Raw genomic sequence first — 21365 nt, forward strand, 5'->3', positions numbered from 1 at the left:
GATCGACCGCCCACGGCCCACGCGCGAGAGGCATTGGCAGGGGCGGTTTCCGTCACCTCAGCCGGTCAATCCGCTCCTCACCGAACTAACCGTCCGTCTGAGGCTCCACCCGCCAACTGGCCAGGCAACCCGCCAGACCGGCCAGCCGACCACTCCACCAGCCCGACCGACCCGCGAGCCGGCCAACCCGCCAGACCGGCCAACCCGCTTACTTTCCGCGCGGAAGGAACTTCGCCGCCTTCGCCTGGAGATATCGGCGTTCGGGCATGCTGCTCGTCCGTTTCGCCGCACGCAGGTAGTGCTCGTGCGCACCTGCGGGATCGCCGGCGAGTTCGAGCAGATGCGCACGAACCGCGTCGAGCCGGTGGCCCTGTTTCAGGCGCGCGTCGTCCTCAAGGGTGGCGAGCAGCGCCAGCGCTTTCTCCGGGCCGTGAACCATCGCGACCGCGATCGCCCGGTTGAGCGTCGTCACAGGGCCGGGCGCGAGTTGTTCGAGCAGGCCGTACAACTCCAGGATCTGCGCCCAGTCAGTGGAATCGGTTCCTGCCGCCTGGTCGTGCAGCGCCGCGATGGCAGCTTGCACCTGGTACGGCCCCACCGGACCTTGCCCCAGCACCCGGTTCACCAATTCCAGGCCCTCGACGATCAACGGCACCGTCCACTGTCGACGGTCCTGTTCGGCGAGCGGCGTCAACGCCCCGTCGGGCCCGGTGCGCGCCGGCCGTCGCGCGTCGGTGAGCAGCATGAGCGCGAGCAGTCCAGCGACCTCGCCGTCGTCCGGAAGCAACCCATGGACGGCACGGGTCAGCCGGATCGCTTCCTCGGACAACTCTGCCCGGTGCAATTCCTCGCCTGACGTCGCGGTGTATCCCTCGTTGAAAATCAGGTACAGCACATGCAAGACAACCTGCAGCCGAGCCGGCCAATCCTCGGCGGACGGAGGTGTGAAGGCCGACCCGGCCGCCGCGACGCTTTCCTTCGCCCGCGTGATCCGACGCGCCATGGTGCCTTCCGGCACGAGGAACGCGCGCGCTATCTCGGCCGTCGTCAGCCCGCCGACCGCGCGCAGCGTCAACGCGACCTGCGAGCTGGGCGTAACCGCCGGATGGCAGCACAGGAACAGCAACGTCAGCGTGTCGTCCTGTTCCGGCACCTGCTCGTCCTCAGGCCCGGGCACGACCGCGGTCAGCGCGACGTCCTGCACCGCAACGGTTTCTTCGCGCCGCCGCCGAGCGCTCTCGCTGCGCCATAGGTCGGTTAGCCGCCGCGTCGCCACCGTGAGCAGCCACGCGCGCGGGTTGTCCGGCACCTCGCCTGCCGACCACTGCTCGACCGCCGCGACCAGCGCCTCCTGGACCGCGTCCTCGCACGCCTCGAACTGCCCGTACCGCCGCACGAGAGTCCCGAGCACCTGCGGCACGAGCGGCCGGAGCAGCTCGCCGACGTCCGCCATCAGCCGAGGCCGGACTCGGTTTCCGCGTCAGCGAAGAACACGACCGGCCGGACCTCGATGCCGAGCCCGTCGATCCCCGCGTCGGGAATCATCGCGGCGACCTCCAGCGCGCGGTCGCGGCTCGCGCAGTCGACCAGGTAGAACCCGGCGAGGAACTCCTTCGACTCCGCGTACGGGCCGTCGGTGACCGCAGGCACCCCGCCGCGCACCCGCACGACCGCGCTGTCCTCCGGCCCGCCGAGCGCCTGCGTGTTGATCATCTCGCCGGACGCGCGGATCTTGGCGATGAAGTCAGCGTGCCCGTCCATCACCTCCTGTCGGGTCTCCTCGCTCAGTCCCTCCCATACCTCGGGGTTCATGTGCATCGTCAGCAGAAACTTCACGTCGACCTCCCCGGCAGCCGGTCCAGGCGACCAACCTAGCGGAGCCGCGCGGCGATGCCGTCCAGCAGACATTCGAGGCCGAGCTCGAACTGCGCGTCCTCAGCCGCGGCCTCAGCCACGTTCCGCGCGTCAGCGACAGCGTGCGCGTCCGGTGCCCGGCCCGAGACCGCCTGGTCTGACCCGACCGCCCGACCAGCCGCGGCACTCTCGCGGTCCGCCTCGGCGACCCGCCCGGCGCCGACCGCTTCCGCACCCGGCCGAGCGCCCTGCATGCCAGCCACCCGGCCAGATGAGTCCGGCTCGGCGTCCGGTCCACCACCGTCCGCACTGACCTCACCAGTCTCATCGGTCTCGCCCGCCGCGTCGTGCCGCTCCGCCAGAAAGCTCTCCAGCACCCGGACGAGCAACGGATACGGCCCGTCCTCCGACACGACGTCGCCGAACCAAGCCCGCGCCTGCCGCTGCACGTCCACCACGTCGACGAACGCGTTGCGCTGCCACATCGCCCGCTCTTCCGCCCACTGCAGCGCCTGACCGGTCACGTACCCGTCGAGCAGCCGCGCGTACCCGAGCGCCGACGCGAGGTCCTGGCCCAGCCGGTCGAACGTCGCCAGCACGAACTCGGTCCGCCGGCTCGCGTTCGGCCCCGCCGGAGGTCGCTGGTGCACGAGCCGCGCGTACCACGGATGCCGTTTCGTCATCGCCCACGTGTCGACCGCGACGGCCGTCAGTTCGCCCCGCCAGTCCTCGCCCGGGACTTCCGGGGTGCGCACCTCGGCGTTCGCCAGGTCCAGCATCAGGTCCACCAGACCGTCTTTGCTGTGCACGTAGCGGTACAGCGACATCGGTGTGGACGCGCCCAGCTCCTTCGCCACTGCCCGCATCGTGAGCGCCTCCGCGCCGCCGTGGTCGGCCAGCCGCACGGCCGCGTTGACGATGTCGACTCGTCCGAGACCCCATCCGCGTTCCGGCGGCTCAGGCAACAGCCAAATCGGCGGTGTCGGCCCTTGATCTCCCATTCATCTCCCTGTCTCCAGCCCGCTTGCGTACACAGTACATCGTCATGTACAACGTACACAAGATGTACGACGTACACGACCCTGGGGGTTATGAGATGACTGCCCGAATTCCTGTTCTGATCTGCGGCGGAGGGATCGCCGGACTCACCGCGGCACTGCTGCTGCACCGCGAGGGAGTAGCGCCGGTGCTCGTCGAGAAGCACGCCGGCACGTCCCCGCAGCCGAAAGCACGCCGGTTCAACCCGCGCAGCACCGAGGTGTTCCGCTGGCTCGGCATCATGGACCAGGTCGAGCAAGCCAGCGCACCGCTCGCGTCGTTCACCGGAATGCTCTCCGGCACCACACTGGCCGACGCGACCTGGCCGGAGGTCACCGAAACCCTGCGCGAACGGCTCGTCCAACACGGCAAAATGCCCGACCTCAGCCCAGCGCCAAGCGTGTTGTGCCCGCAGGACGTGCTGGAACCGGTGCTGCGGCAGGCCGCGATCGAGCGGGGCGTGTCGGTTCGCTTCGGCACCGAGCTGGTGTCGTTCGAACAGGACGATGCTGGGATCACCGCCCACCTGCGCCCGGCCGACGGCGAGCCGTACCAGGTCAGCGCCGACTATCTGATCGCGGCGGACGGCGCGCGCAGTCCGATCCGCACCGCGCTCGGGATTCCGCGCAGCGGGCACGGGCACCTGGCCGACAACCTCGACGTCTGCTTCCGCGCCGACCTCGCCGAGCTCGTCCGAGACAAACCGTTCAACCTGTGCCGGATCGAAAACCCGGCCGCCTCCGGCGCGTTCGTGTCGGTCAACGGCACCGACCGGTGGCTCTTCTCCACCTCCGACTTCCCCGGTTCGGATTCCCTGGGCGAGGACGGCTGGCGGGAATTGCTGCGCACCGTCGTCGGCGTGCCGGACCTCGAGGTCGAAGTGCTCAGCCGGATGCACTGGGAGTCGGGGATGTACGTCGCCGACCGGTTCTCCTCCGGGCGGGTCTTCCTGGCCGGCGACGCCGCGCACGCGATGCCGCCGATGGCCGCCGCCGGCGCGAATACCGCGATCGCGGACGTTGCCAACCTCGCCTGGAAGCTCGCCGCGGTATTGGCCGGCACGGCGACGCCCGCCCTGCTCGACACCTATCACGCCGAGCGGTACCCGATCGGGTACGCGACAGCGGAGTTCTCCAGCATGGCCAGCGGCCATCTCGGCACCATGCTCGCCTCGATCACCAGCGACGACGCGCCGCGCATCGACCCGCTCGCCGCGTTGTTCGGCGTGCAGTACGAACGCGGCGCCTTCGTCCCGGACGGACGCGGTCCCGCCCCGGAGGACCGGTACGACCCAGCCGGCCGCCCGGGCACCCGGGTGCCGCACGCTTGGCTCGACGCCTCGACGTCCACAGTGGACTTGGCGGTACCTGGCTTCGTATTGCTTTGCGGACCGGACAGCACCCGGTGGGCAGCCGAAGCCGGCCGGCTGGGCCTCCGCCTCGTTTCCGTCTCGGACGAGGCGTGGCTGGCCGAGACGGAACTGCCTGCGGACGGTGCGCTGCTGCTTCGGCCGGACGCCATCGTCGGCTGGCATTCCTCGTCGGAGGTCCCGCTCGCGGATGCCCTGCCGCGCCTGCTCAACACCTCCGCGGAGGCGCCCGTGTGACCTCTTCGACGGTGCTCGGGTTCGCCCGCCCCGCGCACTGGATCTGCCACACCTTCGACGCAAGAAAGGAGCATTGACCGGACACACCTGAGCGCACGGACCCCCGGTGCCGGTACCTGCCAGCCCGCTTCGGCACCTGACCGGATGCGATCCGCCGCTGCTTCTCCTGACCAGGTCGAACCGCGCCACCGTGCCAGCCCGCACCTACCGCGGCTCGTACCGGAAGAAGACTGCAGCTGCTGCCGCCGATGACAGCGAGGATCGCTGCGGCCCGCGCCAACGGCACGCTCCGCGTGCGAGAGAAATCCAGGGCGCTACGGCCAGCGCTGACGGAGACGCTGGAGTGGCTGCCGGCCGCCTTGAACGCTGGGTCTGCGAGCAGGTCGTGATGGCCGCTGTCGGCGGTGCTCGGCGTCTCGGGCGATGACGACCATCGGCAGCATGCACGAGGAGGAGGTCCACCAGCGCCCTGCGCCGTCGTCCGCCGACCTGACGCAGTCGGCACTTCGAGTGGCGTGCGCCAGCGTGTGCGCTCGTGTCCGCCAGCAGGTCGGAGCAGCGATCGACCGGCGCATGACATGCGCTCGCGCCCTCGCCGACGAGCCTCCCGAGCCGAGCGGCTCGCTCCGCGCACGGAGCGGTCGATCCAAGCGGCCCTCGCCAGTTCGGGCAGCTCATGTCCGCAGCTGTCGAGACGAGAACCGTCACGTCAAGAAGCTGTCTGAGGCAGCCGTCGAATCGAGCAAAACCGCATCAACAGCCGTCGCGCCGAGCGACCCGGAACCGCCGCCCGCACCAGAATCGAACACAACCCGGTCAGGAGGAGACAAAACCGATGACGACCCCGCTCACTCGAACCGGGACGGGTCTCCCGCCCCGTGCCGCACGACCTCCGCCTCGCCGGAGGAGAAGTCGATCACCGTGGTGGGCTCGACGCCGCAGTCGCCGGAGTCGATGACGGCGTCCAGCACGTGGTCGAGTTCTTCCTTGATCTCCCAGCCCCGGGTGAGGGGCTCGCCGGAATCGGGCAGCAGCAGCGTGCTCGACAGGATCGGCTCGCCCAGTTCGCCGAGCAGTTCCTGGGTCACCACGTGATCGGGGATCCGCACGCCGACGGTCTTCTTCTTGGCGTGCAGCAGCCGACGCGGGACTTCCTTCGTCGCCGGGAGGATGAACGTGTACGCGCCAGGTGTGCTGGCCTTGATGGCCCGGAACACCGCGTTGTCGATGTGCACGAACTGGCCGAGCTGCGCGAAGTCCTGGCAGACGAGCGTGAAGTGGTGCCGGTGGTCGAGCTTGCGGATGGTGCGGATCCGTTCCATGCCCTGCTGGTTGCCGATGCGGCAGCCGAGCGCGAAGCACGAGTCGGTCGGGTAGGCGATGAGCCCGTCGTCGCGCAGCAGGTCGACCACCTGGGAGAGCGCGCGGCGCTGCGGGTTCTGCGGGTGCACGTCGAAGTAGCGGGCCATTGCCCGAGCTTAGGCGTGCTCGCCGGGCCGGGCGCGCGGGCTCTCCGCGGGCCGGGCACAGTGACGGGCGAGGAGGTACGTCCGTGCATGCTCTCTGGTCCACCGGCGAACAGTGGGAACTGCTGCCGCCGGTGCTGCTCGCCCTGCTGCTGAGCACGGTGATCGGCATCGAGCGCGAGGTCGGCAACAAACAAGCCGGCCTGCGCACGCACACGCTGGTCGGCGTCGGGTCGGCGGTCTTCATGCTGGTGTCGAAATACGGTTTCGCCGATTTGCTCGGCATCGAGCACGTGGCGCTCGACCCGTCGCGGATCGCCGCGCAGATCGTGTCCGGCATCGGGTTCGTCGGCGGCGGGCTGATCTTCGTGCGCCGCGACGCGGTGCGCGGCCTCACGACCGCGGCGACCGTCTGGCTCGCGGCGGCCGTCGGAGTCGCGTGCGGCGCCGGGCTGCCGGTGCTGGCCGTCGCGACCACTGCCGGGCTCGTCGTGATCACTCGCGGATTCCCGCCGCTTTCCCGGTTCGTCGCACGCCATCGGCGGCAGCCGCCGATCCTCCGGTTGAGCTATAACGACGGGCACGGCGTACTGCGGGCCGTGCTCGCGGCTTGCACCGATCGGGGCTGGGCCGTCCACCGGGTGGCGGTCGATCGCGAGACAGTTTCCGAAGAGGGGCAACGGATCGCGGTCGTCACATTGCTGTTGCAGGGGCGCGGCGATCTTGCCGACCTCACCGCGGAACTGGCCGAATTGCCCGGCGTGCGAAGCACTGCGACGGGCACCGAAGATCCGCTCGAAGATTGACCCGCCCCAGGCTCCCACGGATCGCCGGACTTCAGGCACACTGGAGGCAGTGCGGAAACCCCGGCGCGGCAAGAAAAACGAGCGCCGAGGAGAAACCATCCAAATGGGAGGTGAGAGCATGGCCCCCGGCGGTGGCGAGGACCTCTTGGCCGTCCGGCCGTCCTTCGACTCGGCTTGGCGCGGCTATCAGCGCGGCCAGGTCGAAGAATTCGTCACGTGGGTCGAGGCGGAATTCCAGCGCCTCGCCGCGGAACGCGACGCCGCGGCACGCCAAGCGGCCGAACTCGCCGAGCGCAACCGCGAACTGCGCGCGACGGTCGACCGGATCAGCCGCACCCCCATCGAGCCGGACGCATTGCAGGAACGCTCGCGCCGGATGGTCGAGCTGACGCGCGAGGAAGCCGCGGAGATCACCGCCCGCGCCGAGGACACCGCCGCGCGGATCATCGCTGACGCCAAGGCAGAAGCCGTCCGCCTCACCGAAAAGGAACGCGCGCTCGTCGAAGCTGTCGCCGCGGATCGCGAGCAACAGCGGCGAGAACACGAAGATCTGCTGCGCCGCGCAGTCGAAGAACGCCGAGCCGCGGACGAAGCGGCGGCGAAGGAACGCCGCCGGCTCGAAGAACACCTCACCCGCACCTTGGCCGACCGCCGCACTGACGCACTCCGCGAAATCGCCGACCGCACCGCCGCCGCCCGCGCCGAAGCCGACGCGCACATCCGCCAAGCCACGGACCACGCCACCCGCATCGTCGCCGACGCCGAACAGCGGGTCGCCGAACTCACAGCCGTCCAGCAACGGGTGAAGGCCGCACTGCGCGGAGCCCGCGAACTGCTGGCGACCGCGAACGCCGACCTCGCCCCGGACGGCACGCCGGTGCCGAATCAGCGACGAACCTCCGCGCTCACCGAAGCTTCCCCCACCCCTACGGGCTGAACACCGGCCCTGGAGGCGGCAGGCACGTCTGCTCCGCGGGCAACCACCGCGAACGCCGAGCTCATGCCGAACCGGCGTGACCTCGGCCGCCCACTGCCCCCGGCACGGGCGCGTCAACTCGGCAATCGCCCGCGAACGCCGAGTTGCTGCCGAACCGAAGCCGCCCCCTACCGCCTGACCGACTGTCCCCGAGGCGCAGCTGGTACCGAACCGAACGCTGGACCTCCGCACTCACCGAGGCCACCGACGTCGTCCCGACCGGTTGAAGACCAGCGCCGCGTACGGTGGGCAGTCTGCGCAGCGGGCAACCGCCGCGAAGCGCAGACCTCCCGACCGCGACCGCCTCGTTGTCCGTGCTGGTGGCTGTCGATGGAGGAAGCCGTCAACCCATGCCGAACCAACGCCGGACCTCGGTGCTGAGCGAAGTCGCTGAGGTCGCCGCCACTGGCCGAACACCGGCCCCAGATACGCCGGGTGGGTATACTGGGCAATGAACCAACGGGGACGCCGAGAAAAAGGACCGATGTGCGATGACCGGCTACGGCAGTGAACGAGAGGCCTACCTCAAGCGCCTTCGCCGGATCGAGGGGCAGATCCGCGGCCTGCAGCGCATGGTCGAGGAGGACAAGTACTGCATCGACATCCTGACGCAGGTGTCCGCGGCGACGAAGGCGCTGCAGTCCTTCTCGCTGGAGTTGCTCGACGAGCACCTGGCGACTTGCGTCGTCCAGGCAGCGGCCGCGGGCGGGGAGGAAGCGGACCTGAAAGTGCGCGAGGCCTCGGACGCGATTGCCCGGCTGGTGCGTTCGTAACGTAGTTTCCCCTGTGCGCGGCCCCAGCACGGTGTTTCTTCCCGTGCGGGGAGCATCGAAACGCTTCGCCGCCGGCGGAATCCCGGTGCGCAGAAGTATGGGCAAGAGATCCACGCGAAGGGACGCGAGAGGATCCGACACGCGGTTGCCCGATGAGGGTCGTTTCTGAGGTAGTTCCCGGCTGGTGCCGCAGCCCGAGCCAGCGAGGCTGCCGCGCCGGGCCGATCATCTCGGATATCCAAGCAGGCCAGCACCAAGGGCAGACCGCGAAAACGGGCCAGCAGCGGGAACTTCCGCCGCTGGCCCGTCGCCGTTAGAGCGAGCCGACCGGAACCGTCGCGGCCGCTGACCGATCCCTCGGCGAATGAAGCGCCCAGGACCTCCGCATTCGCTGGCCCGTCCTCGCATCTCCAACCGCCCGGGACCGTCACAACCGCTTGCCGGTTCCGGGCAGATCAAGCGGCCCGGAACCGCGGGAACCCTCGCCGGTCCCAGGCATAACGAGCCGCGCGGGACCGTCGCGGCCGCTGGCCCGCCCCTGGACAGGGTCAGCGGCCGCAACCGCGGAAACCACTGGCCGGTCCCAGGCAAATCAAGCCGATCGGAGCTGCCACAGTCGCTGGCCCGGCTTCAAGCACATCGCGCGGCGCGGAACCGCCGTAGCCGAAGGCCCCGTCCCCAGCCACATCGCGCGGCGCAGGACCGCCGTAGCCGACAGCCCGTCCCCAGACACATCACGCGGCACAGGACCGTAGAACCGGCTGGCGGTCCCGGTCGCATCCAGCCGACCGGGACCGCCAGCCCTATCCAGGGCACATCAGGCTGCCCGGAACCGCCTCAGTCGAAGGCTGTTCGACACCACGAACACGGACGAGAAGGCCATCGCCGCGCCTGCGATCATGGGGTTGAGCAGGCCGAACGCTGCCAGCGGCAGTGCTGCGACGTTGTAGGCGAACGCCCAGAACAGGTTTCCCTTGATCGTGCCCAGCGTGCGCCGAGCCAGGCGGATCGCGTCTACCGCGGCGCGCAGGTCCCCTCGGACGAGGGTCAGGTCGCCCGCCTCGATAGCTGCGTCCGTTCCGGTGCCCATGGCCAGGCCGAGGTCGGCTTGGGCGAGTGCGGCCGCGTCGTTGACTCCGTCGCCGACCATCGCCACCACTCGGCCTTCGGATTGCAGGCGCTTCACCACGGCCACCTTTTCCTCGGGCAGCACCTCGGCGACCACCTCGGTGATGCCCGCGGCGTCGGCGATCGCTCGCGCGGCGCCTGCGTTGTCGCCGGTCAGCAGCACCGGCTTCAGGCCCAGCGACCGGAGTTCGGCGACGGCTTGTGCGGACGTCGGCTTGATCGTGTCCGCGACTACCAGCACACCTCGTGCGACGCCGTCCCAGGCGACGAAGACCGCAGTCGCACCTCGTTCTTCTGCTGCGGTTTTGGCCGAGGAGAGTTGGTCGTCGATCTTGACGCTCCAGTCGGCCAGGAAGGCCGCGCGGCCGGCCAGGACGGCCGCGCCTTCTACCAGGCCGGAGACGCCCAGGCCCTCGGTGTTCCGGAACTCCGTCGCCGACGGGAGGTCGCTGACTCGCTCGCGGGCGCCGTCTGCGATTGCCTTCGCGATCGGGTGCTCTGAAGCATGCTCGACGGCCCCGGCGTAGCGCAGCAGCTCGCGCTCCGTGACGCCCTCCCCGACGTGGACGTCCACCAGGCTCATTCGCCCGGTCGTGACGGTTCCGGTCTTGTCGAGCACCACGGTGTCGACCCGGCGAGTGGATTCGAGCACCTTCGGGCCCTTGATGAGGATCCCGAGTTGCGCGCCGCGGCCGGTGCCGACCAGCAGGGCGGTCGGGGTCGCGAGGCCCAGTGCACACGGGCAGGCGATGATCAGCACGGCTACCGCCGCGGTGAACGCCTCGGTAGCGTTTCCGCTGGTCAGCAACCAGGTGATGAGCGTGCCCAGGGCCAGCACCAGCACGATCGGCACGAACACTGCCGAGACGCGGTCGGCCAGCCGCTGGACCGCGGCCTTGCCGTTCTGCGCTTCCTCGACGAGCCGGGCCATCTGCGCGAGCTGCGTGTCCGCGCCGACCCGGGTCGCGCGCACTGTGATCCGGCCGCCGACGTTCACCGTCGCGCCCGTCACGCCGTCGCCCACTGCGACCTCGACCGGGACGGATTCCCCGGTAATCATGCTGACGTCGACCGCGGAGCCACCGTCGGTAACCACGCCGTCCGTGGCGATCTTCTCGCCAGGGCGCACCACGAACGTGTCCCCGACCCGGAGCTGGTCGACCGGGATCCGCTGCTCGCGACCGTCGCGCAGGACTGTGACGTCCTTCGCGCCGAGTTCGAGCAGAGCCCGCAGCGCGGCGCCGGAGCGACGCTTGGACCTTGCTTCGAAGTAGCGGCCGGCGAGGATGAACGTGGTGACGCCCGCCGCGACCTCGAGGTAGATGTTGTCGGTTCCCGATCCCGCGGACACGCTGAACTCGAAGCCGTGCCGCAGGCCCGGCATGCCCGCCATGCCGAAGAACAGCGCGTACAGCGACCACAGTGTGGCGGCCGAAACGCCGAGCGAAATCAGTGTGTCCATCGTCGCGGCGCCGTGCCGGAGGTTGGTCCAGGCGGCGCGGTGGAACGGCCATGCGCCCCAGACCACGACCGGCGCGGCGAGCGTGAGCGACAGCCACTGCCAGTTCGTGAACTGCAGTGCGGGGACCATCGCCAGCACGATGACCGGGACGGTGAGGATCGCCGAGTATAGCAGCCGGTCCCGCAGCGGCCGCGTCTCGTCCTGCTCGGGTTCTTCCGGCTTCTCCGGTTCCGGCGCTTGCGCGGTGTAACCGGTCGCTTCGACGACGCCCACCAGTTCGTCGACCGAAACGGTGGAGGGGTATTCGACGTGCGCCTTCTCGGTCGCGTAGTTGACGCTCGCGGTGACGCCGTCGACCTTGTTGAGCTTCCGTTCGACCCGAGCAGCGCACGACGCGCAGGTCATCCCGCCGATGGCGAGCTCGACTGACTGCACGGGGGCTGGTGTCGTGGTGCTCATGTCACTCCTTTTTACGCGACGACCTGGTAACCGGCCTCGGCGACGGCGGCCTCGACGGCCTCGCGCGAGATCGGCTCCGCACTGGTGACCTTCACGGCGCCGGTGGCGAGGTCGACGTCGACCGTCTGCACCCCGGCCAGGCCGCCTACCTCCTCTTTCACCGATCCGACGCAGTGCCCGCACGTCATGCCCTTGACGGTGTAAGTCGTTTCGGTCATCGCCACACTCCCTATCGTGCTCTCTGCTTCCGTCTCCTTTATACCCCTAGGGGGTAGCGGCATGCCAGGGGACCCTGTCGTGAACCCGGTTACCCGCCGGGAGAGACTGCACGGATGCGGAAGATCTACGCGATCGGAATCGGCGCCGGCGACCCGGAACACCTCACGGTGCAGGCTGTCGACCGGCTCAATCGCGTCGACGTGTTCTTCGTGCTCGACAAGGGCAGCGCGAAGGCCGACCTGGTGCAGCTGCGGCAGGAGATACTGGAGAGGTTCGTGAGCCGACCGGGGTATCGCGTGGTGAGCGCGAAGGACCCGGACCGCGACCGGAAGCCCGCCGACTACCGCACCGCGGTCGCCGACTGGCATCAGCTCCGCACCGACGTCTACGAGCGGCTGATCCGCGACGAGCTGGCGGACGGCGAGACCGGGGCGTTCCTCGTCTGGGGCGATCCGGCGCTGTACGACAGCACCATCGCGTTGATCGAGGCCGTGCTGGCGCGCGGGAACGTGGCGTTCGATTACGAGGTCGTGCCGGGGATCAGCAGCATCTCGGCGTTGGTGGCTCGGCATCGCACGACAATGAATCAGATCGGCCGTGCCGTGCAGCTCACGACCGGTCGCCGGTTGGCCGAGGGTTGGCCCAGTGACGCTGACGACGTCTTCGTGTTGCTCGACGCGCACATGACATTCGATCAGTACGCGAACCAGGGGCTGTGGATCTATTGGGGTGCGTACGTGGGGACTCCGGACGAGATTTTGCTGTCCGGACCGTTGGACGATGCGTTGGCGGCCAAGATCCGGGAGACGCGGGCCGCGGCTCGGGAGCGGCACGGGTGGATCATGGACACGTATTTGCTGCGCCGGCCGGAATGAGAGCGGCGGGCCGTCTTCACGGCCTGCCGTTTTTGGGCATGAAAAAAGGGCGGGGCTCCGGGAAAACCTTCTCAGGTTCTCAACCGGGGCCCCGCCCCCTTTTCTAAGGTAAGTTCGGCGGTGTCCTACTCTCCCACAACCCTTCGGTTGCAGTACCATCGGCGCAGTCAGGCTTAGCTTCCGGGTTCGGAATGGGACCGGGCGTTTCCCTGACGCTAAAACCACCGAAACACTCCGAAACAACACACACCCGCCACATGAGTGACAGCCGGCGTGGTGTTTCAGAACCGTAGAGTGGATGCGAGCGATCTTTGTGGGCAAGTCCTCGGCCTATTAGTACCAGTCAACTCGACAACACATTACTGTGCTTCCATTTCTGGCCTATCAACCCAATCGTCTCTTGGGGGCCTTAACCCACATGGGGTGGGATACCTCATCTTGGAACAGGCTTCCCGCTTAGATGCCTTCAGCGGTTATCCCTTCCGAACATAGCCAACCAGCCATGCCACTGGCGTGACAACTGGCACACCAGAGGTCCGTCCGTCCCGGTCCTCTCGTACTAGGGACAGCCTTCCTCAAGTATCCTGCGCGCGCGGCGGATAGGGACCGAACTGTCTCACGACGTTCTAAACCCAGCTCGCGTGCCGCTTTAATGGGCGAACAGCCCAACCCTTGGGACCTACTCCGGCCCCAGGATGCGACGAGCCGACATCGAGGTGCCAAACCATGCCGTCGATATGGACTCTTGGGCAAGATCAGCCTGTTATCCCCGGGGTACCTTTTATCCGTTGAGCGACACCCCTTCCACCAGGAGGTGCCGGATCACTAGTCCCGACTTTCGTCCCTGCTCGACATGTCTGTCTCACAGTCAAGCTCCCTTGTGCACTTGCACTCGACACCTGATTGCCAACCAGGCTGAGGGAACCTTTGGGCGCCTCCGTTACCCTTTAGGAGGCAACCGCCCCAGTTAAACTACCCATCAGGCACTGTCCCTGAACCAGATCATGGTCCGAGGTTCAGATTCCCAATCCGACCAGAGTGGTATTTCAACAACGACTCCACACCCACTAGCGTGAGCGCTTCACAGTCTCCCACCTATCCTACACAAGCCGAACCGAAAACCAATACCAAACTATAGTAAAGGTCCCGGGGTCTTTCCGTCCTGCCGCGCGTAACGAGCATCTTTACTCGTAATGCAATTTCGCCGGGCCTGTGGTCGAGACAGCCGGAAAGTCGTTACGCCATTCGTGCAGGTCGGAACTTACCCGACAAGGAATTTCGCTACCTTAGGATGGTTATAGTTACCACCGCCGTTTACTGGCGCTTAAATTCTCAGCTTCACCCACAAAGTGAGTTAACCGGTCCTCTTAACGTTCCAGCACCGGGCAGGCGTCAGTCCATATACATCGTCTTGCGACTTCGCATGGACCTGTGTTTTTAGTAAACAGTCGCTTTCCGCTGGTCTCTGCGGCCAACCACCCCTCCGTCCGCACGGGACTTCAAGATGCTTGGCCCCCCTTCTCCCGAAGTTACGGGGGCATTTTGCCGAGTTCCTTAACCACAGTTCACCCGATCGCCTTGGTATTCTCTACCTGACCACCTGTGTTGGTTTGGGGTACGGGCCGTGCATGCACTCACTAGAGGCTTTTCTCGACAGCATAGGATCACCCACTTCGCCTCAAACGGCTACGCATCACGTCTCAGCCTATGTGCCATGCGGATTTGCCTACATGACGGCCTACACGCTTACACCAGGACAACCATCGCCTGGCGGAGCTACCTTCCTGCGTCACCCCATCGCTTGACTACTACGGAATCAGGTCCCACGCTCCACACACGGAATCCGTCCGAAGACTTCAACCGCGGCTTCGGGTGGTTAGTGTCAACCGCCTCGCCATGGGCGCACATGCTCGGGTACGGGAATATCAACCCGTTGTCCATCGACTACGCCTGTCGGCCTCGCCTTAGGTCCCGACTTACCCTGGGCGGATTAGCCTGGCCCAGGAACCCTTGGTCATCCGGCGGCAGAGTTTCTCACTCTGCATTCGCTACTCATGCCTGCATTCTCACTCCCGCACCCTCCACGACTCGCTTCCGCGGCCGCTTCCCTGGATGCAGGACGCTCCCCTACCCATCCACACGACTGGATGACCCCCGAAGGAATCACCGATCTATTGTGCGAATGACACAGCTTCGGCGGTGTGCTTAAGCCCCGCTACATTGTCGGCGCAGGACCACTTGACCAGTGAGCTATTACGCACTCTTTCAAGGGTGGCTGCTTCTAAGCCAACCTCCTGGTTGTCTGGGCAATCCCACATCCTTTCCCACTGAGCACACACTTAGGGGCCTTAGCTGGTGTTCTGGGCTGTTTCCCTCTCGACGACGAAGCTTATCCCCCGCCGTCTCACTGCCGCGCTCTCACTAACCGGTATTCGGAGTTTGGTTGATTTCGGTAACCCGGTAAGGCCCCTAGACCATCCAGTAGCTCTACCCCCGGCAAGAAACACGCGACGCTGCACCTAAATGCATTTCGGGGAGAACCAGCTATCACGGAGTTTGATTGGCCTTTCACCCCTACCCACAGCTCATCCCCTCAGTTTTCAACCTAAGTGGGTTCGGGCCTCCACGACGTCTTACCGTCGCTTCACCCTGGCCATGGGTAGATCACTCCGCTTCGGGTCTAGACCACGCGACTCAATCGCCCTATTCAGACTCGCTTTCGCTACGGCTACCCCACCCGGGTTAACCTCGCCACGCAGCACTAACTCGCAGGCTCATTCTTCAAAAGGCACGCCATCACCCAACAAGTGAGCTCTGACGGCTTGTAGGCACACGGTTTCAGGTACTCTTTCACTCCCCTCCCGGGGTACTTTTCATCTTTCCCTCACGGTACTCGTCCGCTATCGGTCTCCAGGAAGTATTTAGGCTTACCGGGTGGTCCCGGCAGATTCACAGCAAATTCCACGAGCTCGCTGCTACTCGGGAACACCACCAAGACCTACGACAACAGCTTTCGCGTACGGGGCTCTCACCCGCTCCGGCCGCCCGTCCCAAGGCGTTCCGCTAACCATCGCGTACATCCGGAGAAATGTCAGTCTCTCCAAGGTGGGTCCCACAACACCGCCTGCACAACGCCTGACAGCTTGACATGCAAACGGTTTAGCCTCTTCCGCTTTCGCTCGCCACTACTCACGGAATCACTTTTGTTTTCTCTTCCTGCGGGTACTGAGATGTTTCACTTCCCCGCGTTCCCTCCGCACCGGCTATATATTCACCGGCGGGTAACACCACATCACTGGTGCTGGGTTTCCCCATTCGGAAATCCTCGGATCACAGCTCGGTTGACAGCTCCCCGAGGCATATCGCAGCCTCCCACGTCCTTCATCGGCTCCTGAAGCCAAGACATCCACCATGTGCCCTTAACAACTTGACCACAAAGATGCTCGCATCCACTCTACAGTTCTCAAACACCACACCAGAAACAACGTGTGTTGCCTCAGGACCCAACAGCGCGCCAGCAAACAACCCACCACCCGGATCCGCGACCGGTCTTCCACGCGGCAAGCCGCAGTACTAACCGGCGGCGTCCCCACCGCGATGAGCCTTAACCAGTAGTTCCACAATTCCTTGAGCAAGCCCGGCAACACCGCGTGCGGGTGTTAAACCGTGCCCACCCCACGCCTCTGGCCCCGGGTATCCCGGGAAACGTGGATGTGTTGTGCTCCTTAGAAAGGAGGTGATCCAGCCGCACCTTCCGGTACGGCTACCTTGTTACGACTTCGTCCCAATCGCCAGTCCCACCTTCGACCACTCCCTCCCTTGCGGGTTGGGCCATGGGCTTCGGGTGTTACCGACTTTCATGACGTGACGGGCGGTGTGTACAAGGCCCGGGAACGTATTCACCGCAGCGTTGCTGATCTGCGATTACTAGCGACTCCGACTTCACGCAGTCGAGTTGCAGACTGCGATCCGAACTGAGACCGGCTTTAAGGGATTCGCTCCACCTCGCGGTATCGCAGCCCTCTGTACCAGCCATTGTAGCATGTGTGAAGCCCTGGACATAAGGGGCATGATGACTTGACGTCATCCCCACCTTCCTCCGAGTTGACCCCGGCAGTCTCCCACGAGTCCCCGCCATGACGCGCTGGCAACGTAGGATAAGGGTTGCGCTCGTTGCGGGACTTAACCCAACATCTCACGACACGAGCTGACGACAGCCATGCACCACCTGTACACCAACCACAAGGGAAGCCCCATCTCTGGGGATGTCTGGCGCATGTCAAGCCCAGGTAAGGTTCTTCGCGTTGCATCGAATTAATCCACATGCTCCGCCGCTTGTGCGGGCCCCCGTCAATTCCTTTGAGTTTTAGCCTTGCGGCCGTACTCCCCAGGCGGGGCGCTTAATGCGTTAGCTACGGCACGGACAACGTGGAATGTCGCCCACACCTAGCGCCCAACGTTTACAGCGTGGACTACCAGGGTATCTAATCCTGTTCGCTCCCCACGCTTTCGCTCCTCAGCGTCAGTATCGGCCCAGAGACCCGCCTTCGCCACCGGTGTTCCTCCTGATATCTGCGCATTTCACCGCTACACCAGGAATTCCAGTCTCCCCTGCCGAACTCAAGTCTGCCCGTATCGACTGCACGCTGAAGGTTAAGCCTCCAGATTTCACAGCCGACGCGACAAACCGCCTACGAGCTCTTTACGCCCAATAATTCCGGACAACGCTCGCACCCTACGTATTACCGCGGCTGCTGGCACGTAGTTAGCCGGTGCTTCTTATCCAGGTACCGTCACTTGCGCTTCGTCCCTGGCGAAAGAGGTTTACAACCCGAAGGCCGTCATCCCTCACGCGGCGTCGCTGCATCAGGCTTGCGCCCATTGTGCAATATTCCCCACTGCTGCCTCCCGTAGGAGTCTGGGCCGTGTCTCAGTCCCAGTGTGGCCGGTCACCCTCTCAGGCCGGCTACCCGTCGTCGCCTTGGTAGGCCATTACCCCACCAACAAGCTGATAGGCCGCGGGTTCATCCCATACCGCCGGAACTTTCCACCCCCCACCATGCGGTGAAAGGTCATATCCGGTATTAGACCCAGTTTCCCAGGCTTATCCCAGAGTACAGGGCAGATTACCCACGTGTTACTCACCCGTTCGCCACTCATCCCCGGCCGAAACCGGTTCAGCGTTCGACTTGCATGTGTTAAGCACGCCGCCAGCGTTCGTCCTGAGCCAGGATCAAACTCTCCAACAATGAACAGTTCGATCGAGACTACTTCTCAATCATTCTCAAAGGAAACCCCGACGAGGGGGTTTCATATAAGCTCTACTGGCTTAGTTCACTAGCACACTGTTGAGTTCTCAAGCAACACACCCCGAACCAAACCCGACCCCCGCGAGGGCGAGCCTGACCGAAGCGGTCATTCCTAGCAGTTTTTGGTGGGACACCCACTCAATCACCCTAGAGGCGAGAGCTTGGTTCGTGTCCCGGCGGCCGCCCGGTTTCCCTGGCGACGAAGAGAAGATTACACGGCTCAAAACGGCCCGGAACAGGGGGGTCCCTTAATGCGATCTTCGCAGGTCAACCGGCCGAATAGGCCCACTGCAACCGATCCGGCGGGCCGCGTGGCCGCGAGTCGGCGGGCCAGAGCGCGGCGATTCCGGCGGCTTATCGGCTCGCGGATGCCGTAATGCGGGAGAACGGGGCGGCTCGCGTTATCGGTGAATGCCCGAGCCCCGACCGGCGTCGGCTGCCGAGCTAAACGGATTGCCGCTGGACATCGGCCTGCGCGTGCGCGACGCACGCGGAAGCAAGACGGTTCGAGGGCATCATCAGCGGCGAGCCGGTCGCGACTGGCGAGTGACCCGGGTCACCGGAAACCATGTCCGGTCTGGGGCAGGCAGCTTCGTTCTTCCCCCGGCTGGCGGCCAAGCGCCGGTCGCAAGAGCACAGAGGGAGCATCCGATGGAGTACCTGATCCTCGCGTACGGCAACCAGCAGGACTACGACCACCTCAGCGCCGAGGAAGGCGGGGCGACGCCCCAGGAGGTGGCGGCGGTCGACGACTTCCTCGCCGGGTTCACCGGGGCGCTGGCCGATTCGGGAGAACTCGTCGAGACCCAGGGGCTCGCCGCATCCAGCTGCGGGACGGGGCTCCGGTCGTCACAGACGGGCCGTTCGGCGAAACCGAAGAGGTCATCGCCGGGTACTGGATGGTCGACTGCGCTGGTTTCGACCGCGCGACCGAGATCGCGGCGGGACTGCTCAAGGCGCCGGGGCGGCTGGCGAACGCCGGAGTCGTGGTCCGGCCGGTGATGGGCAGCGAAGACGAACTCTGACCTCCTGCCACAAGACCGAACCAAGGCGGCAGAGATGACCGGCCCTTCCGTCCCGGCCACGCTCAACGACACCCTGCGCACTCTCGCGCCGCAGGTGCTGGGCGCGCTGGTCCGCCGTTACGGGCGGTTCGACCCGGCCGAGGACGCGGTCCAGGAAGCGCTGCTCAAAGCCGCCCAGCAGTGGCCGGAGGCAGGGATTCCCGAGCGGCCCTTCGGCTGGCTGCTGCAGGTCGCGAGCCGGAAGCTGATCGATCTGCTTCGCGCTGACCAGGCAAGACGGGAGCGGGAGGTCCGCGCCGCGCGCGAGGACATCGGCGAGCAGGCCGGGGACGACACCTTGATCCTGCTTTTGCTCTGCTGCCATCCGTCGTTGTCGGCGGCGTCGCAGATCGCGCTCGCCTTGCGGGCGGTCGGCGGGCTCACGACGGCCGAGATCGCGCGGGCGTTCCTCACCTCCGAGGACTCGATGACGCGCCGGATCTCCCGGGCCAAGCGGACCGTCCAGGACAGCGGCGTGCCGTTCCGGATGCCGCCGGAAGAGGCGCGCGGCGAGCGGCTCGAAGCCGTCCTGCACGTCCTGTACCTGATTTTCACCGAGGGATATTCGGCGACGTCGGGGCCGGATTTGCGCCGCGGCGACCTGGCAAGGGAGGCGATCCGGCTGGCCGAGCTGACGGCCGCGTTGCTGCCGGACGACAGCGAGGCCGCGGGGCTGCTCGCGTTGATGTTGCTGACGGACGCGCGGTCGCCGGCGCGAGCGACTGAGCAGGGCGAGCTGGTTCCGCTGCACGAGCAGGACCGGACGCGGTGGAAGGCAGAGTCGATCCGGCGCGGGGTGGAGCTGGTGACGGCGGCGTTGCCGCGCGGACCGGTCGGGCCGTATCAGCTGCAGGCGGCGATCGCGGCGGTCCATGACGAGGCAGCCACCGCGGCGGAGACCGACTGGCGGCAGATCGTCGGGCTTTACCGGCTGCTGCTCAAGGTTTCGGCGAGTCCAGTCGCGAGGTGAGCCACGCCGTCGCGGTCGGGATGGCGGACGGGCCAGCCGCCGGGCTTGAACTGCTTGGCGCGCTGGACCACCGCGACCGGCGGTTTTATGCGGCGCGGGCGCATCTTCTGGAAAAGGCGGGCGACCGCGAAGCGGCCCGGAGCGCGTACCTGCGCGCGGCCGAACTCGCCACCAACGTCCGCCAGGTGCGGTATCTCAACGCCTGCGCCCGGCGGCTCTCCGAAGGAGCTGAGCATGACTGACGAGATCCGGCCGTATCGGCTCGAGATCCCGGAAGCAGACCTGGTCGATCTGCGAGAACGGCTTGACCGGACAAGGTGGGCGCCGGAACCGGCCGGCGGCGACCAGGGATATGGCGTCAGCACTGGCCGGGTGCGCGAGCTGGCCGAGTACTGGCGGCAGCGCTACGACTGGCGGGCTTTGGAGCGGCGGTTCAACGAGTATCCGCAGTTCACGACCACGATCGACGGCAGCAATGTGCATTTCCTGCACGCCCGTTCGCCGGAGCCGGACGCGATCCCGTTGATCCTCAGCCACGGGTGGCCGGGCTCGGCGGCGGAATATCTGGCCGCGGTCGGGCCGTTGAGCAACCCTCGCGCGCACGGGCTTGATCCGTCGATCGCGTTCGACGTCGTGCTGCCGTCGTTGCCGGGGTTCGGGTTTTCCGGTCCGACGACCGACACCGGCTGGGGTCCGCGGCGGATCGCGCGGGCGTGGGCGGAGTTGATGCGCCAGCTCGGGTACGAGCGCTACGGGACCGCGGGCAACGACTGGGGTTCGGGGATCGCGCCGGAGGTCGGCCGCATTGCTCCGGACCAGGTGATCGGCGCGCACGTGACGCAGACCTGGGATCCGCCGCCGGACGACGATCCACAGTGGATCGCCGACCTGTCCGATAAGGACAAAGCCGCCTGGGACGCGTTCCACCGCTACTTCACCGACGAAGCGTCCTACGGCGTCGTCCAGGCGCAGCAGCCGCAGACTCTCGCGCACGCGTTGTCCGATTCCCCCGCCGGCCTGCTCGGCTGGAAGGCGCAGGCGATGCACGACCACGGCCTCGACGCCGACGGGATCCTCGCCCACGTCACGGTCCACTGGCTGACCGGCACGGCGGGTTCGGCGATCCGGATCTACGCCGAGCAAGCCCGGGAGACGCCCGCCGAAGGCCGTGCTCCGGTGCCGCTCGGGGTCGCGCAGTTCCCGGGCGACCTGCCGTCGATCCGAGTGTTCACCGAACATCGCCGGAACCTCGTGTCGTGGAACGAGTACGACCGCGGCGGCCACTACGCGGCACAGGAGGTACCGGAGCTGTGGGCGGGCGACGTCCGGCAGTTCTTCGCGAAGCTGCGGTAAGAACATT

The 21365-nt window shown here is 66.5% G+C and carries 15 protein-coding genes, 3 rRNA genes and 1 pseudogene; 10 read left to right on the forward strand and 9 right to left on the reverse strand.

Going from position 1 to position 21365, the window contains the following annotated elements:
* Positions 1–208: 208 nt before the first annotated feature.
* The 3 genes from L3Q65_RS23420 to L3Q65_RS23430 are packed head-to-tail and all read right to left on the reverse strand — an operon-like array spanning position 209 to position 2819.
* On the reverse strand, positions 209–1453 hold the full coding sequence (locus L3Q65_RS23420; protein ID WP_182893953.1) for an RNA polymerase sigma factor: 1245 nt from the start codon (positions 1451–1453) through the stop codon (positions 209–211).
* Positions 1453–1836: a YciI family protein gene (locus L3Q65_RS23425; protein WP_182893952.1), complete on the reverse strand. Its 384-nt coding sequence runs from the start codon at positions 1834–1836 to the stop codon at positions 1453–1455. The genes L3Q65_RS23420 and L3Q65_RS23425 overlap by 1 nt, the downstream gene beginning before the upstream one ends.
* Before the next feature lie 35 nt (positions 1837–1871).
* Positions 1872–2819: a TetR/AcrR family transcriptional regulator gene (locus L3Q65_RS23430; protein WP_237600809.1), complete on the reverse strand. Its 948-nt coding sequence runs from the start codon at positions 2817–2819 to the stop codon at positions 1872–1874.
* A 131-nt stretch (positions 2820–2950) separates the two neighbouring features.
* Here L3Q65_RS23430 and L3Q65_RS23435 point away from each other — a divergent pair, with 131 nt between their 5' ends.
* Positions 2951–4498, forward strand: coding sequence for an FAD-dependent monooxygenase (locus tag L3Q65_RS23435; RefSeq protein WP_182894323.1), 1548 nt, complete (start codon positions 2951–2953; stop codon positions 4496–4498).
* An 848-nt stretch (positions 4499–5346) separates the two neighbouring features.
* Here L3Q65_RS23435 and L3Q65_RS23440 read toward each other — a convergent pair.
* Positions 5347–5967 (reverse strand): L-threonylcarbamoyladenylate synthase, encoded by a 621-nt coding sequence (locus L3Q65_RS23440; protein ID WP_237600810.1) that lies wholly within the window; start codon positions 5965–5967, stop codon positions 5347–5349.
* Between the two features lie 83 nt (positions 5968–6050).
* Between L3Q65_RS23440 and L3Q65_RS23445 the strand changes: the two genes are divergently transcribed.
* From L3Q65_RS23445 to L3Q65_RS23455, 3 genes are all read left to right on the forward strand, one after another.
* A complete protein-coding gene (locus tag L3Q65_RS23445; RefSeq protein WP_134663171.1) occupies positions 6051–6770 on the forward strand; it encodes an MgtC/SapB family protein in 720 nt (239 codons plus the stop codon).
* Between the two features lie 118 nt (positions 6771–6888).
* The gene (locus tag L3Q65_RS23450; protein WP_237600811.1) at positions 6889–7707 is read left to right on the forward strand and encodes a DivIVA domain-containing protein; all 819 of its coding nucleotides are present in this window, start codon (positions 6889–6891) and stop codon (positions 7705–7707) included.
* A 530-nt stretch (positions 7708–8237) separates the two neighbouring features.
* Positions 8238–8519 carry a metal-sensitive transcriptional regulator gene (locus L3Q65_RS23455; RefSeq protein ID WP_009081418.1) on the forward strand — a complete coding sequence of 94 codons (282 nt, stop codon included), beginning with the start codon at positions 8238–8240 and terminating at the stop codon, positions 8517–8519.
* Positions 8520–9336: 817 nt separating this feature from the next.
* On the opposite strand, the gene L3Q65_RS23460 is transcribed toward L3Q65_RS23455, so the two are convergent.
* The gene (locus L3Q65_RS23460; RefSeq protein WP_237600812.1) at positions 9337–11568 is read right to left on the reverse strand and encodes a cation-translocating P-type ATPase; all 2232 of its coding nucleotides are present in this window, start codon (positions 11566–11568) and stop codon (positions 9337–9339) included.
* Positions 11569–11579: 11 nt separating this feature from the next.
* Positions 11580–11786, reverse strand: coding sequence for a heavy-metal-associated domain-containing protein (locus L3Q65_RS23465; RefSeq protein WP_182893948.1), 207 nt, complete (start codon positions 11784–11786; stop codon positions 11580–11582).
* A gap of 114 nt (positions 11787–11900) precedes the next feature.
* On the opposite strand from L3Q65_RS23465, the gene cobF reads away from it, so the two are divergent.
* Positions 11901–12662 (forward strand): precorrin-6A synthase (deacetylating), encoded by a 762-nt coding sequence (gene cobF, locus L3Q65_RS23470; protein WP_182893947.1) that lies wholly within the window; start codon positions 11901–11903, stop codon positions 12660–12662.
* Positions 12663–12774: 112 nt separating this feature from the next.
* On the opposite strand, the gene rrf is transcribed toward cobF, so the two are convergent.
* The 3 genes from rrf to L3Q65_RS23485 all read right to left on the reverse strand — a co-directional run bounded on the left by rrf (position 12775) and on the right by L3Q65_RS23485 (position 17911).
* Positions 12775–12891: ribosomal RNA gene (rrf, locus tag L3Q65_RS23475) — 5S ribosomal RNA — on the reverse strand.
* Positions 12892–12975: 84 nt separating this feature from the next.
* Positions 12976–16095, reverse strand: a 23S ribosomal RNA gene (locus L3Q65_RS23480).
* A 296-nt stretch (positions 16096–16391) separates the two neighbouring features.
* Positions 16392–17911: ribosomal RNA gene (locus L3Q65_RS23485) — 16S ribosomal RNA — on the reverse strand.
* Together the 16S, 23S and 5S rRNA genes form the textbook arrangement of a ribosomal RNA operon.
* Positions 17912–18378: 467 nt before the next feature.
* On the opposite strand from L3Q65_RS23485, the pseudogene L3Q65_RS23490 reads away from it, so the two are divergent.
* The 5 genes and pseudogenes from L3Q65_RS23490 to L3Q65_RS23500 form a co-directional block, all read left to right on the forward strand.
* A pseudogene (locus tag L3Q65_RS23490) lies at positions 18379–18864 on the forward strand (hypothetical protein); the annotation flags it as partial.
* A gap of 6 nt (positions 18865–18870) precedes the next feature.
* Positions 18871–18996 carry a hypothetical protein gene (locus tag L3Q65_RS47365; RefSeq protein ID WP_255751383.1) on the forward strand — a complete coding sequence of 42 codons (126 nt, stop codon included), beginning with the start codon at positions 18871–18873 and terminating at the stop codon, positions 18994–18996.
* Positions 18997–19030: 34 nt separating this feature from the next.
* Positions 19031–20005, forward strand: coding sequence for an RNA polymerase sigma factor (locus tag L3Q65_RS23495; protein WP_370648203.1), 975 nt, complete (start codon positions 19031–19033; stop codon positions 20003–20005).
* Positions 20002–20247, forward strand: coding sequence for a hypothetical protein (locus tag L3Q65_RS47640; RefSeq protein ID WP_370648204.1), 246 nt, complete (start codon positions 20002–20004; stop codon positions 20245–20247). The genes L3Q65_RS23495 and L3Q65_RS47640 overlap by 4 nt, the downstream gene beginning before the upstream one ends.
* On the forward strand, positions 20240–21358 hold the full coding sequence (locus L3Q65_RS23500; protein ID WP_237600813.1) for an epoxide hydrolase family protein: 1119 nt from the start codon (positions 20240–20242) through the stop codon (positions 21356–21358). The genes L3Q65_RS47640 and L3Q65_RS23500 overlap by 8 nt, the downstream gene beginning before the upstream one ends.
* Positions 21359–21365 lie beyond the last annotated feature (7 nt).

The sequence above is a fragment of the Amycolatopsis sp. FU40 genome, assembly GCF_021903635.1.
Classification (GTDB): Bacteria; Actinomycetota; Actinomycetes; order Mycobacteriales; family Pseudonocardiaceae; genus Amycolatopsis; species Amycolatopsis dendrobii.